Source organism: Marinobacter sp. EhC06 (genome assembly GCF_001650915.1).
Classification (GTDB): Bacteria; Pseudomonadota; Gammaproteobacteria; order Pseudomonadales; family Oleiphilaceae; genus Marinobacter.
The window spans coordinates 804,476-818,993 of record NZ_LXYO01000023.1 but is presented as its reverse complement, the minus strand read 5'-3'; the positions used below and the strand labels follow the sequence as shown (position 1 = coordinate 818,993).

Sequence of the window (14,518 nt, the reverse complement as noted above, 5' to 3'; positions counted from 1 at the left end):
ATTGCACCGCGTCAATTTATCCCAAAGACAGGAACACCCCCATCAAAACCGGTGACAGGAAAGACAACAGGAAACCGGAGGCGATGGCCACCGGTACACAGGGCAGCCCACCACTGCTGCGGATAACCGGCAGCGTGAAGTCCATGGCGGTAGCACCACCGTAACCAATGGCCATTGCCGGTCGACTGGAAATGAGCAGGGGAATAATGGCCAGTGCAACGATCTCCCTGAGCACATCGTTGAGGAAGGCAACCCCGCCCCAGGCAGGCCCGAGGGCTTCGCCAATCACAATACCGGACAGCGAATACCAGCCAAACCCGGAGGCCACCGCCAGGGCATCGTGCCAGGGCAGCCCAAGCCAAGGTATCAGCAGCGCCCCGGCCACCAGGGAACTGAGCGTCAGAGCCAGTGCGATCCCCAGACCCTGACGATTCATCAGCAGCTTGCGCAACGACAGGCCGGCATTACGCAACTGGAGACCTATGAGGAACAGCAGAAACATCAGTGCCCAGGTGGCCAGCTGTTCCGCCATGGGCATGTCCGGCAACAGGTAGTATCCGGCCAGCAGTCCGGCGATCACTGCCACCAACGGCTTCAGGCTGGCAAGGAAAAGCCTGCGGTAGCCAGGGCTGACACTACCTTCAACCCGCTCAACCGACATTGGCTGCCAGCGGTGAAACAGCCATAGCCCGAACATGTTGGCGACAAAAAGCACCAATACCAGTGCGATTACCTGGGCCGCCATGCCACCCAGTTGCGCCGCCAGCCCCTCCATCTGGCCAAGCCCCAGGCCGAGCAGCAGCAGTATGAAGTAGACCAGGCCCTCGACGGTGTAATGGATTACAGTCATGGCCCTTCGATTCTCCAGGGCGATAGCAAATCCCAGGAACAGGGGAGCAAGAATGAGCAGGGCTCCGGTCAGCATGGTGTCCTCAAAAAAACAGAAAGGGAGGTTATCAGGTCAGGGGCTTGAACTGGTCGGGGTCGGATTCAGGCCCGACTGGGGCATCCTCAGGAGTTCCGATGGTTCGGGCAAGGCGCTGGGCAGTCACGGACCAGACGACATAATCGGCTGGACAGGGCTCATACCCCTTTCCCATCATGGTGCCGGCAACACTTCTGAGAACGGATTCGGCACGGGCCTGGGTTGACCAGGGGCCTCGACAGAACTGGCCATCCGGTCGTCCCTGGTCCGGGCCAGACAGAGCCACCAGCCCCCAGCGGCCATCGCCGACAGGCCTGATATGCAGTTCAATCCGCTGGCCCTTCTTCACCATCACAAGGTCCCGAAGCGGGCTGCGGCCGTGAAAATAGTGAAGCTTCATAACGTCGGGGTGTCAGTGCAGAACATTGCCAGACCTGTCCTGAACCAGGACCCAGGGCGCGATGACCACCGCCCAGAGCTCCGCGTTGCGGTCGTACCAGTCTTGCGCTGTATCCGGCGCAACTTCGCCAACCCGGCCGTCCTGCATCCACTGTTCGAAACGAGGTTTGTTGTCCGCTGCCAACTCGGTGGCCACCTCCAGCAGATCAAGCTCCGGCGCCACCCTGACCACCTGCCCCCGGGCAAAATAAGTCTGCAGTTCATGCCAGCGGATGCGGGAAGTCTCGAGATTCAGTTTGGCTTTCAGTTCGTCCCGGGACGGGGAGGATGACATGGGTACCTCATCAATCAAAACAGGGCTCAGGCTGGCCAGACTACCGGAAATTGCGCCCGTCCGCATCTGTTCGAAGCGAGCCAGAAACCGTTCATGGTTCCATTCGGGCCCTGGCCAGAATCTCTGAAATCTGCTCTGCGAGCGTCATGGGGTCAAAAGGTTTTGGAATCACACCCGCGGCACCCAAGGCCCGGTACTCATCAATCTCGGAGCGCTGCAGTCTTGCCGTCATGAAAATGACCGGCACTTGCGCCATGCCCGGCAGTTCCCTGAGTGCCCGCAAAGTTTCAGGCCCGTCCATGCCGGGCATCATGACATCAAGCAGCACCAGTTCCGGGCCAAAGGCCGGGGCTACATCCAGCGCCTGTGCCCCGGATTCGCAGAGCCGGGCCGTAAAACCGCCCACGTCCTGCAGCGCGATTTCAGCGATCGCCCGGATATCAGGGTCGTCCTCCACATACATGACCCGCTGAGGCACACTTTCCTTTTTAGGCACCACGGCCCTACTCCTGTAACTGGTTTTCGGTTTCCAGACCAATACGCCGAAGCAGCTTCTGGCACTCTCCCGTAGCCTTCTCATCAGCAGCCATCATGGCAGCCGCCCGCATAATCAACCGGTCGTCCCGCGTGCAATCGCTCGGGATAAAGTGCACAGCACCGATCAGCTCACGCAGACCGAGGGGAAGCCGCCACTGGACCTTCAGACGATTGCCATAGGGTTGTGACCATTGATTCAGGGCCTGCTGCGCTTCGCTGTCCGCCAGGGAGCCTCCCGCCGCAATGTGCTGGTTAAGCACCTTGAGGACTGCCAGTTCTCCCAAACGACTGAGCAGCCCGGCCTGCTGAAAAACGACTGGCTGCTTTTTCAGCCGGATAGCCAACCGCTGGGCCTCCTTGGCCACCTGCAGGGCCATTTCATGATGTTGTCTCGCCAGTTCCCTGAGTGACTCGTGCTGAAGCTTATTGGACACATCCAGAGACAATGCCAGAGCCTGATTGAGAGCCATGGCCACACCAAGCGACGCTATGGCGTCTCTGAGGGTCTCCACCGGCTTGCCGGAGCGCCGGAACGAACTGCTGTTTGCAACATCCATCAGGCGAGCAGTCAGACTGGTTTCCTCCCGCCACCGCTCCGCAAGCTGCGCCGGCGACAACTCGTCCTGCCGGCTGATTAACTCGAGAATTTCCTGCGGATCCACATCGGACGGCAGCTGAATCAGCTGTTCCAGGGAATTTTCCAGCAGTTCAGCAACCACCGCCGGCTCCCGGGACTCGATCTTCAGCAGTCTGGAGAGGCGTTCATGCAGAAGCTGGACATTGAAAGGTTTGGTAATGTAACCGTCAATACCGTAATGGGCTGCCTGAAGCACCGACTCCCGGTCAGAGCGCCCTGACACCATGACCACCGGCACCTCGCGGTCCGAACTGCGAACCTTTTTGACCAGATCCAGCCCTGACCCGTCCGGCAGATTCCAGTCTGCAATAACCAGATCAAAACGGTCTTTTGCCACTCGTTGAGCCGCCTCAAAAAGAGTTGCGACTACAGTCACACTGACACCGGGATACAGACCGGCCACCACAGTTTCCAGCAGCTCGGAAATGAGATCATCATCTTCAAGTATCAATGCGTTCAAGAAATCACCTCTGGCATGCATGGGCAAGACTATTGGAGAGAGTGCACGGTGACGCCGTTCCGGCCACTGCGCTTGCGTTGGTAGAGTGCCTGGTCAGCGGCCTCGAGGGCGTCATCCCCGTTGGCAAAATCGTTTATGGCGGCCACACCAGCACTGAGCGTAACCTGGAAACTGCCTTCACCAGCCGAGAACTCCAGCTCCGCAAAGCTTTCGCCGATCCGCCGAACAAGCTCCGCTGCTGCGGTAACTTCACAGTGCGGCAAGACTACGAGAAATTCTTCACCACCATATCGCCCAATCATGTCGGTCTCCCGCAACCGGTTTCGCAGCAGGTTGGCGAGAGTGCGAATGACAATATCACCGTACCGGTGGCCCCAGGTGTCGTTGATCTGTTTGAAATGATCCAGATCCAGCATAACCAGACTGGACGGGTGGCCGTCCCGGCGGCATCGGGCCAGCTCTTTTTCCACTTCCTGCTTGATCAGTGAATGTTTGAGCAGACCAGTCAGGCTGTCCCGATTCATGAGTTCCGACAATTGCCGGGCCCGGTAGCACCGGATCCTGACCGAGCGAACCAGGTAATCATCTGAGACAGGCTTCATCAGAAATTCATCCGCCCCCTTGGACAGTGCCTCCAGCTGGTTATCCGGATCATCCTCGGACGAAAGGTAGATGATCGGCAGACTGAGCCAGCGCGGCTCGAACCTGATCAGCCGCGCCAGGGTGACCCCGGAGTAATCACCGATCTGGACATCCATCAGGACGATATCCGGCTGAAAGGATGACAGCGTAGGCATGAGATCCAGAGGGTCCGACACAGCCCGCGCCTCGATTCCCGCCGACTGAAGGACCAGGCAATAATGTTCTGCCAGTTCGGTGTCATCCTCGACGATCAACACCCGGCCCTGAACACTGGCGCTTCGCTCAATGGCCAGAGATTCTATGCGTTCGGCAAGTTCGGGGATATCCACGGGTTCCTGGAAGAATGCGAACGCACCAAGCTTTGCCAGGTGATACTTGTTGTTGAACGAACCATCACGACCGATACATATGACCGGCAACCGCCTGTGGAGCCCTTTTGCCGTGGCCTGGTTACGGAGCGACATGACATCCGCCACCGCTACGTCGCGACATAGTATGGCGGCAGCACCTGGAGTGTCAGCCAGCACCTCCTGTACTGACGCCGAGACCTTCTGGTCAACGGTCTGACAGTTGAAACCATACCGGGCCATCTCGGCACTGAGCGACGCCAGTCCCTCGCAGCCGCTGTCCATGACAATCACGCTCACCTGCATACCGTGACTGCCCTCAAATATGTCAGCCCTTGAAATGGCGGCCCGGGTCTGGCCACTGATTTCGCTTTTCACTTCGACCAGTTTCGCCAGGGCATCAACCCCGTCGGCAAAGCCGTCATTCACATCAATGGTCTGGCTGTGGTTGTTTTCGGTCTCTGTAAGCTCTTCAGCCTGGCTCTTCAGCTTTTTTTCCAGGGCCCGGGCCGCAACACCCAGCTCTGGCAAACCAAAGGTACCGGCGGAACCGGCAAGCCGATGCAGCTGCTGGTAACACTGGATAAGCCCCTCCGCAGAGAGTTCACCGCGGCGGGTCTGCTCCGCGTAGGCACGCAGAACCTGAATATCCTCGCTGGCGCGAACAAGGAATTTCTGCCTCAGCGCAGCCAGCTTTTCCGAGACATCGCCATTTTCCTGCGAAGCCAAATCAAGTCTCCCGATGAATGTGATTTGCCGCCCTTGCAAAATCCACTATTCTCGCCTCAATAAAACCATGTTTAAGGTCGGCCGGCCATAACCTTAAGGAAGTATATTGCGAAATCTGTCCCTCGGCAGTCGAGTAGCGCTGATTGCCATCTTCAGCAGCATTATTACGGTCGCTGTCTTGTTGGCGATCGCTTACAACGAGCTGGTGCGCGACTTCGAAAACGTATTGACCCAGCGCCAGTTGCTCGAAACCGAAACCAGCGCCAATCGCGTGAACCAGGACCTGCAGGTTCGGCTGCAGGCTCTGGGGGCATTTGCCGCACTGCTGACGGACGGTGAAAACCGACTCCCACTTGCACGGCTCAAGAATCTTATGGGCCGGCAACCGACCCTGGAGGCCTACTTTCGGGAGGGCCTCGTAGTATTCGATGAAGACGGCGTTGCCATCGCGGAGACCTTGCATGTTCCCGGCCGCCTCGGCACCTCCTACGCAGACCGGCAGCACTTCCGGGAAGCATTTGCATTGCGGGAGCCTGTTATCAGCCGGCCGATCATTGGCCGGACCACCGGTCTCCCGCTGCTATCGTTCCTGGCCCCCATTGAAAGTGATGATGGCGATCTTCTGGGTTTTGCCGGCGGCATCCTCAATCTTGCCGAAGCCAGCATCATTCCAACGCAGGAGGCGAACCGTCCGGATATGGTTTTCAAGGTTCTCGATACCGACCATTTCATCCAGGTTGATGCCCTGTCTGGCATCAATACCATGCCGGACCTTCCGGAACCCGGTGAAAACCTGATCATCGACGCCGCCCTGTCCGGCGTCACCTCCGGGGTCGTAACCGATCTGGCAGGCAAAAAATGGATCTATGCCACCCGTCACCTGGAGCGCGTAGGCTGGATGTTCCTTCGGGCTGTGCCTTACGAGCAGGCAACGCAGCCGGCGTGGGCATCATTCCGGAAGTTCCTTGGCATCAGCATCGTTGCCATGCTGATCCTGGCAGTAAGTGCCTGGATACTGGCCCGCGCTGCGACCCGGCCGCTGGAGAAAATGTCGTCCAGAATCCGCGCCATGAGCCGGGATGGTTTCGTCTCTGCCCGGCTTCAACCGGCCGGGCCACCAGAAATCCGAAGTGTCGCCTGCGCCTTCAATCAGCTAATGGAGGAGCGGGAAGCCCTGGATGTACTGAAGGACCAGTTTGTTTCCACTGTAAGCCATGAACTGCGCACCCCACTGACCTCCATAAATGGTTCCCTGAAGCTTCTCAATTCCGGCGCCGCCGGCAATTTACCGCTCAAAGCCCGAACCATGGTGGATGTGGCACTTCGCAACAGCGAGCAACTGCAAAGGCTGATTTCCGATCTGCTCGACTTCAACAAGGCTCTGGCCGGACAGATGCCGATCCACCCTGAAATCATCGAGGTCAACTCGGCCATTGAGGATGCTTGCGATGGTAACGGTGCCATGGCCAGACATTACCGGATACCTCTGAATCCTGAGCCGTGCAAATCACAACTTGTGATCGCCGACCCGCTGCGTCTGCGGCAAATCCTCGATAACTTTCTCAGCAATGCCATCAAGTTCTCTCCCCTGGAAGGTACCGTCAGGATCCGATCCGACGCCGCGGCACCTGGCCGGGTGAGGGTTATCGTGTCGGATCAGGGCAAGGGCGTTCCGGAAGATTTTTTGCCCCGGCTTTTCCAGCGTTTTGCCCAGGCGGAGTCCGGCTCAACCCGGGCCAGGGCAGGTACCGGTCTGGGCCTGGCCATCACCCGGGAGCTTGCAACACTGATGGGAGGCGAGGTCGGCTATTATTATGATAACGGTGCCCATTTCTGGGTGGAATTGCCCGCTGCGGATACCGAAGTGCCGGAAACTGGAGAGCGCCATGAAACCCCCTGACCTGCCACCGGATGAAACCCATCGGCTATGTGCCCTGGACGAGCTGAAGCTTCTGGATACACCGCCAGAAGAACGATTTGACCGGCTCACCCGTCTTGCCGCCCGCACCTTCGATATTCCGATTGCGCTGGTTTCGCTGATTGACAGCAACCGACAGTGGTTCAAATCAAGGCACGGACTGGAAGCTCCGGAAACAGCCAGGGATATTTCCTTCTGCGGCCATGCCATTCTGCGGGAAGAGCCCCTCGTCATCGAGAATGCCCTGAACGATGAGCGATTTGTGGACAATCCTCTGGTAACCGGCGAGCCCAACATCCGTTTCTACGCCGGCGCGCCGCTTCACGACCGCCACGGCCATCGTGTTGGCACTCTCTGTGTGATTGATCGCAAACCCCGGTCGTTCTCCGACGAAGACAAAGCCACCTTACGGGATCTCGCGGACCTGGTTGAGCGGGAGTTCGGACTGGGGGAGCTCGGGAATTTTTATGATGAACGCAACCGGGCCCTGAATATCCTTACTGAAATTGCCCTGGATACCCAAGGAGACGCCAGCCAGAGGGTGACACGAGCCCTGGAAATGGCCTGCAACTATCTGGGACTGGAGACCGGTATCGTCAGCCGGATAACCGGCGGCGCCTACACGGTGCACTGGCATTTCACACACCTGCAGGACACCCTGACCAACGGCACCACCATTCCACTGGAGCGCACCTACTGCTCTCTGATGGTGGCGACCGGACAGGTACTGGCCATTGATCATATGGGGCAGTCGGCCTATCGCAACCATATCTGCTACCAGGTCTTCGGGCTGGAAAGCTACCTGGCTGCCCCAATCTGGATTGACGGCGAGATATTCGGCACCATCAATATTTCCTCCAGGCATCCAAGACCGACGCCGTTCACCGCCACCGAGCGCATGTTCGTCACGCTTCTGGCACGCTGGGTCGCGGACACCATATACCAGCAGCAGCATACGGAAACCCTAAACAAGCTGGTGACCCAGACCCCCGGCATGCTTTACCAATATCGCCTCTGGCCCAACGGGCACAGTAGCTTTCCCTACACCAGCCCGGGCATTCAGGACATTTATGGGGTTTCGGGGGAGGAGGTAGCCGCTGACGCCTCTCCTGTGTTCGACCGGATTCATCCGGACGATCTGGCAGGAGTGGCGGAGTCCATCCAGCGCTCTGCAGAGTCACTTGAGCAGTGGCAGCATCAGTATCGCATCCGCTGGAAGACCGGCGGATGGCACTGGGTGGAAGGGCTCGCCCGGCCTGAACCTCTGCCTGATGGCAGTATCCTGTGGCATGGCTATATCTCTGACGTGCACGAGCGCCATAAAATTGATGAAATGAAAAACCAGTTCATTTCCACAGTGAGCCATGAACTGCGAACACCACTGACTTCCATCTCTGGCTCTCTGGGGTTGATTCTGGGCGGCGCCACCGGGCCACTTACCCAGAAAACCACGCAAATGCTGGATATTGCCAGACGCAACACCGATCAGCTCAGGCGTCTGATTGATGACCTACTGGATATCGAGAAACTGGTCACTGGCAATATGACGATTGATGCCTCCGTGCAGGACCTCGAAAGCGCGGTACGGGTAGCACTGGAGGAAATCCAGCCGCTTGCAAACCAGCACAACATCGAGATCCAACTGAGCAACGCCAATCCCGGGGTCCGCGCCAGTTTCGATGGCACCCGGCTGACACAGGCCCTGTCCAACCTGCTGTCCAATGCCATCAAGTTCTCACCGGAGGGCGACATCGTTGATGTCGGTATTCGGCAATCAGGAACACGGATAAGACTGGAAGTCAGGGATCGTGGGCCCGGCGTGCCGGAGACTTTTCGGGACAGGATATTCCAGAAGTTTGCCCAGGCAAACGCTTCATCGTCACGCAGTAAGGAAGGCACCGGTTTGGGTCTGGCCATCACCCGGGAGCTGATGCATGCCATGGGAGGGGAAGTCGGCTTCGACTCCGAAGAGGGCAAAGGCGCCTGCTTCTGGCTAAGCTTGCCCCTGGCCGACGCAGACAATAAAGGCGCCACCTGACAGGCAGCGCCCTTGCTCGTCACTGGCCGGCGAGGTTCAGCTATCCAGCCCTTCCAGAAGACCGGCCATATCGTCGGCGTGCTCCTCTTCCTGGGCCAGGATTTCCTCAATAATCCGCCGGGACGTAGGGTCCTGGTCGCCGAGATAACGGGCAATCTCACGGTAGCTGTCGATCGCGATGCGTTCGGCAACCAGATCCTCAACTACCATGTCCCGGAGCGTTTCGCCCTCAACGAACTCCGCATGTGATCTGGTCAACAGGCCTTCTGGCGAGAAGTTGGGCTTGCCACCCAGCTGCACGATCCGCTCTGCCAGCCAGTCAGCGTGTTGCTGTTCCTGATCCGCATGTTCCAGGAATTCCTGGGCAACAACATTGGCGTTGATGCCATCGGCACGGAAATAATGGCTCTTATAACGCAACGTGCAGACGATCTCGGTCGCCAGCGCCTCGTTCAGAATATTCACCACATTATCGCGGTTGGCGCCATAGCCCTCGGTCAGAGCCCCCTCTTCAATGTGTTTGCGGGCCCTTTCGCGAAGGGTTTTGACGTCTGTCAGAAACGGTTGATCGGTCATAAGGTCTCTCTCGTTTCTCTCTTGAATGTATTGGCCTTGAACCTGCCCTGGCGGATGAATTGGGCATAGCGACAGCCCGCTATGCCCTGCCGCCCAATGCACTCAGGCAGTGCGCAGCATCTCCCGCACAACGTAATGGAGGATGCCGCCATGTTTGAAGTAAACGGCCTCGTTCGCGGTATCGATCCGCGATTTCAACTCGCAGCTTTCTGTAGAACCATCCTTGTATTTCACCGTCATCGTCAGGGTCTGACCCGGTTTGATCTCGCCCGACAGGCCTTCAATGCTGATGGTTTCCTCTCCGGTAAGTTTCAGACTCTTGCGATCCGTGCCTTCCGGGAACTGGAGTGGCATCACGCCCATCCCGATGAGGTTGGAGCGGTGAATGCGCTCATACGATTCGGCAACCACGGCTTTCACGCCCAGCAAGCGAGTACCCTTGGCCGCCCAATCCCGGCTTGAGCCGGTCCCGTACTCTTTACCGGCAACAACCACTAGCGGCGTGCCCTGCTCCTGATACTTCATGGCGGCATCGTAGATGGCCATCTGCTCACCGGTGGGCACGAATTTGGTGTAACCGCCTTCCACGCCGTCGAGCATCTCGTTCCTGATGCGAACGTTGGCGAAGGTACCGCGCATCATCACTTCGTGGTTACCCCGGCGGGAGCCATAGGAGTTGAAGTCTTTCGGCTCAACGCCGTGTTCCTGCAGGTACTTACCGGCAGGGGTGTCCGGCTTAAAGGAGCCGGCAGGCGAGATATGGTCGGTGGTCACCGAGTCGCCCAGCAGCGCCAGGATGTTGGCGTCCTTGATATCGTCAATGGCATCCGGCTCTTCCTTCAGGCCTTCGAAGAATGGCGGATGCTGGATGTAGGTGGACTTGTCGGACCACTCGTACACCTTGCTTTCCGGCACCTTGATGGACTTCCAGGTGGCGTCGCCGTCGAAGACTTCCGCGTATTCCTTGCGGAACATGTCGGTTTTCACTTTCTCTACGGCCTCGGCAATTTCCTGCTGGCTGGGCCAGAGGTCCTTCAGGTACACCGGATTGCCATCCTTGTCAGTGCCAAGGGCTTCTTTCTCCAGATCAAGACGCACGTTACCGGCCAACGCATAGGCCACCACCAGGGGCGGCGACGCCAGCCAGTTGGTCTTCACCAGCGGGTGCACCCGGCCTTCAAAGTTTCGGTTACCTGAGAGCACCGAGGCGACGGTCATGTCACCATCGGTAATGGCCTGCTCCACCTCTTCGGGCAGCGGCCCGGAGTTGCCGATACAGGTGGTGCAACCGTAACCCACCAGGTTGAAGCCAAGTTTGTCGAGATCCTCCTGGAAACCACCAACCCGGAGATAATCTGTGACCACCTTGGAACCCGGTGCCAGGGAAGTCTTGACCCAGGGCTTGGTGCTCAGCCCCTTCTCCACGGCTTTCTGGGCGATCAGGCCGGCAGCCATCATGACACTCGGGTTGGAGGTGTTGGTGCAGGAGGTAATAGCCGCGATCACTACCGCCCCCGGATCCAGCCGGGTCTTTTCCCCGTTCATGTGCAGGGGCTGACTGGACGGGTGCTCGAAGTAGGCGTCCTGTGCCCCAACGGCTGTGCCGCCGCCCTCGGACTCCAGATTGGCTTTTCGGTTCTCGGCGGGTCCTTCGGCCGTCTCCATCAGTAGCTCAAAGGACGACTTCATGTTCTTCAGGGCAACCCGGTCCTGCGGGCGTTTGGGGCCGGCAAGGCTGGCCTCAACCTCGCCCATGTCGAGTTCCAGGTTGTCGGTGTACACCGGCTCATGGCCAGGCTCACGCCACAAACCCTGGGCCTTGGCGTAGGCTTCCACAAGCTCGAGCTGCTCTTCTTCACGGCCGGTCAGGCGCATGTACTTGATGGTCTGCTCATCCACCGGGAAAAAGCCGCAGGTAGCACCGTACTCCGGCGCCATGTTGGCGATGGTGGCACGGTCGGCCACTGGCATATCCTTCAGGCCGTCGCCGTAGAATTCCACGAACTTGCCCACCACGCCTTTCTTGCGCAGCATTTCGGTGACGGTCAGTACCAGATCTGTTGCGGTGATGCCTTCCCGAAGCTTGCCGGTAACCTTGAAGCCCACCACTTCGGGGATGAGCATGGAGACCGGCTGACCCAGCATGGCGGCTTCCGCTTCAATACCGCCAACACCCCACCCAAGGATGCCCAGGCCGTTGATCATGGTGGTGTGGGAGTCTGTGCCCACCAGGGTGTCCGGATAGGCGATGGTCTTGCCATCCTGATCCTTCTGCCACACCGTCTTGCCCAGATACTCCAGGTTCACCTGGTGGCATATGCCGGTACCCGGCGGCACCACACGGAAGTTGTCGAAGGCCTGCTGACCCCAACGCAGGAATTCGTAGCGCTCCTGGTTGCGCTCCATTTCGATGGCCACGTTATCCTTGAACGACGACGCGTCGCCGAATTTGTCGACCATCACCGAGTGATCGATTACCAGATCCACCGGCGACAGCGGGTTGATCATGGCCGGATCCTTACCGGCAGCTTTCACCGCCTCGCGCATGGCAGCAAGGTCAACGACGCCGGGCACCCCGGTGAAATCCTGCATCAACACACGGGCAGGCCGGAACTGGATTTCAGTGTCGGAGTGGCGATCTTTCATCCATTGCACCATGGCATCAATGTGGCTTCTGTCCACGGTGGTGCCATCTTCGTTGCGCAGCAGGTTCTCCATCAACACCTTGAGTGAGAATGGCAAACGGTTGAGATCTCCGAGGGTATCCGCGGCCTTGGGCAGGCTGTAGTAGTGAAAGGTTTTACCGCCAGCCTCCAGGCTGGAAAGGGTATTCAGGCTGTCTTTGCTGAGACTTTCGTTCGACATGTGGTGCCTCCTTTTCGTCGTTATCCGCGTGTTCCGGAAGGCTCTTTCGAAGCCCTTTCAGCAACGCATCGACCCGGAAAAGCATTCCGTACCGGGCCATAGCCTGATGAAAGGACTCCACAGCGTGAAGTCACCTTTAACTATTGCAGCAATTAACGAGAGTTCAACCGCGGGCCGATGAATGTTCGGCATCAGTGCGATGAATATCAGACCAACGTCGGAGAGCCGCCATTACATCTGGCGCTCGCCATAAAGCTGGGCGTAGAGGCCCTCTCTGGCAATCAGTTCGTCGTGATGACCCTCTTCGATTATACGACCGTCTTCGAAAACACAGGCTCGATCTGCCTGTTTAACGGCGCTGAGTCGGTGGGCAATGATCAGGGTGGTGCGCTGCTTGAGAAATGCTTCAAGGTCCCGATGGAGCTGGAACTCGGTTTCCGCATCCAGCGCTGAGGTGGCCTCATCGAGGATTACCACCGAGGGTTCGGACAGGATCATCCGGGCGATGGCCAGCCGTTGACGCTGTCCGCCAGACAGGCGGACGCCCTGGCGGCCAATAACGGTATCAAGCTGGTCTTGCATCGCCGCAACCGTGCTATCCAATTGAGCGATTCGCAGGGCCTCCCAGAGCGCGGCATCGGGCTTGTCCCTCCCCAGAGTCAGGTTCTGGCGAACGGTATCATTAAACAGCGCCGGGTGCTGGAGCACCGTCGCCACGTGCTCGCGAAGGCACGGCAAGCCGATACGCTGAACCGGCACGCCATCAATCAGCACTTCTCCCTGCTGGGGCGTGTACATGCCCAGGATGACCTGGATCAGCGTGGATTTACCGCCGCCACTGGCGCCCACCAGGGCCACTTTCTCACCGGGCGCCAACTCCAGATTGATGCCCCGGAGGACTGCCTCCTCGCCGTAGGCAAAGTGGATATTCCGCAGTGTAAGCCCCACGGTATGCCGGTCGCGGAACGGGTTCTCAAGTGCCGGATAGCGGGGCTCTTCCTTCAGATCCAGCAATCGGTTAATCCGCGCCAGGGCGGCATTGGCGGCGAACCAGGCGTACTGCATATTCAGCATTTCCTGAACCGGCGTCAGCATGAACCAGAGATAGCCGAAAATGGCGAACATCATGCCGATGCTCAGGTCGCTGAACAGCACGGTCACCATGGCTGCTGCCCGGAAGGCATCAACACCAAACTGGAACAGGGCAAAGCTGGCCCGGCTGGCTGCATCGCTACGCCACTCGAACTGTATGGCGTGGTCACGTACATTGCGGGCGCGGTCGATCAGCTGACGCAGGTAATGCTTTTCCCGGTTGGCCGCGCGCAATTGGTGAATGGCATCCAGGGTTTCGGTGAGGTCCCCCTGGAACTCCTCGTAAGCGCTGTTCTCACGGCGCTTCAATTCCTTGACCCGCTTGCCGATCAGAATCGTGGCGAAGATAACCAGGGGATTGAACAGCAGAATCAGAAGGGCCAGCTGCCAGTGCACCCAGAGCAGCACCAGGGCGGTACCGAATACCGTGAGACTGGCCACCAGAAACCGGCTGATGGTAGTACCCAGAAACTGGTCAACGGTATCCAGATCGGTAATAAAGTGGCTACTGATCCCGCCGGAGCCCCGGGTCTCATACTCCGACATGGCCACCCGCTGCAAACGCCCGAGCAACCGGGAACGGATTCGGAACACCACATCCTTGGAAACCTTGGAAAACTCCCGGGACTGCAAGACGTTGAACGACAGTGCCGCCACCCGGAGCAGAAAGGCTACCACCACCATCAGACCGATATAAACCACCGGTGTTTCCCAGCTCCCCGGCAAAAACGAGTCCATTACCGGCAACACCGGGCCAGGCTCGTCCAGCAGCACTTCATCCACCAGAACCGGGAGCAGCAGGGGCACCGGCACACTCATAACGGTGGCCATGATCGCCAGAAGATTGGCGCGCACCAGTCGGGGCTTGTGCTTGAGCGCAAGACCGAAGATATCCCGCCAGGTGTACTGCTGCCGGGTTTCACGGGTGTCGATACCGGTTACGCTGTTCTGGGGGCGTTCCAAGCAACCTCCGGATAATGAAATGTGCCCGGTTGGATACGCCCGGGAACTGACAATAG

General features: G+C 58.6%; 11 protein-coding genes. 2 read left to right on the top strand and 9 right to left on the bottom strand.

All coding sequences use genetic code 11. The annotated features are described in order from the left end of the window. Window positions 1-16 precede the first annotated feature (16 nt). The 6 genes from A8B84_RS13605 to A8B84_RS13580 form a co-directional block, all read right to left on the bottom strand. On the bottom strand, window positions 17-925 hold the full coding sequence (locus A8B84_RS13605) for a lysine exporter LysO family protein (protein WP_064229677.1): 909 nt from the start codon (window positions 923-925) through the stop codon (window positions 17-19). Window positions 926-956: 31 nt separating this feature from the next. Further along, window positions 957-1,325, bottom strand: coding sequence for a hypothetical protein (locus A8B84_RS13600; protein WP_064229676.1), 369 nt, complete (start codon window positions 1,323-1,325; stop codon window positions 957-959). A gap of 12 nt (window positions 1,326-1,337) precedes the next feature. Further along, the gene (locus tag A8B84_RS13595) at window positions 1,338-1,658 is read right to left on the bottom strand and encodes a DUF2288 domain-containing protein (RefSeq protein ID WP_064230107.1); all 321 of its coding nucleotides are present in this window, start codon (window positions 1,656-1,658) and stop codon (window positions 1,338-1,340) included. 91 nt (window positions 1,659-1,749) lie between these two features. Then, on the bottom strand, window positions 1,750-2,121 hold the full coding sequence (locus A8B84_RS13590) for a response regulator (RefSeq protein ID WP_064230106.1): 372 nt from the start codon (window positions 2,119-2,121) through the stop codon (window positions 1,750-1,752). Window positions 2,122-2,161: 40 nt separating this feature from the next. Next, a complete protein-coding gene (locus A8B84_RS13585; RefSeq protein ID WP_064230105.1) occupies window positions 2,162-3,292 on the bottom strand; it encodes a response regulator in 1,131 nt (376 codons plus the stop codon). A gap of 29 nt (window positions 3,293-3,321) precedes the next feature. Beyond that, window positions 3,322-5,010, bottom strand: a complete 1,689-nt coding sequence (locus A8B84_RS13580) for a diguanylate cyclase (RefSeq protein WP_064229675.1) — start codon at window positions 5,008-5,010, stop codon at window positions 3,322-3,324. A 106-nt stretch (window positions 5,011-5,116) separates the two neighbouring features. On the opposite strand from A8B84_RS13580, the gene A8B84_RS13575 reads away from it, so the two are divergent. Beyond that, complete coding sequence (locus A8B84_RS13575; protein WP_064229674.1) at window positions 5,117-6,910, top strand: sensor histidine kinase; 1,794 nt, start codon at window positions 5,117-5,119, stop codon at window positions 6,908-6,910. Further along, window positions 6,897-8,966 (top strand): GAF domain-containing protein, encoded by a 2,070-nt coding sequence (locus A8B84_RS13570; RefSeq protein ID WP_064229673.1) that lies wholly within the window; start codon window positions 6,897-6,899, stop codon window positions 8,964-8,966. The genes A8B84_RS13575 and A8B84_RS13570 overlap by 14 nt, the downstream gene beginning before the upstream one ends. A gap of 36 nt (window positions 8,967-9,002) precedes the next feature. Here A8B84_RS13570 and A8B84_RS13565 read toward each other — a convergent pair whose 3' ends face one another. The 3 genes from A8B84_RS13565 to A8B84_RS13555 all read right to left on the bottom strand — a co-directional run bounded on the left by A8B84_RS13565 (window position 9,003) and on the right by A8B84_RS13555 (window position 14,462). Beyond that, window positions 9,003-9,542: a ferritin-like domain-containing protein gene (locus A8B84_RS13565; protein ID WP_064229672.1), complete on the bottom strand. Its 540-nt coding sequence runs from the start codon at window positions 9,540-9,542 to the stop codon at window positions 9,003-9,005. A 102-nt stretch (window positions 9,543-9,644) separates the two neighbouring features. Then, window positions 9,645-12,407, bottom strand: coding sequence for an aconitate hydratase AcnA (acnA, locus tag A8B84_RS13560; protein ID WP_064229671.1), 2,763 nt, complete (start codon window positions 12,405-12,407; stop codon window positions 9,645-9,647). 231 nt (window positions 12,408-12,638) lie between these two features. Beyond that, a complete protein-coding gene (locus A8B84_RS13555; RefSeq protein WP_064229670.1) occupies window positions 12,639-14,462 on the bottom strand; it encodes an ABC transporter ATP-binding protein in 1,824 nt (607 codons plus the stop codon). Window positions 14,463-14,518: the final 56 nt, after the last annotated feature.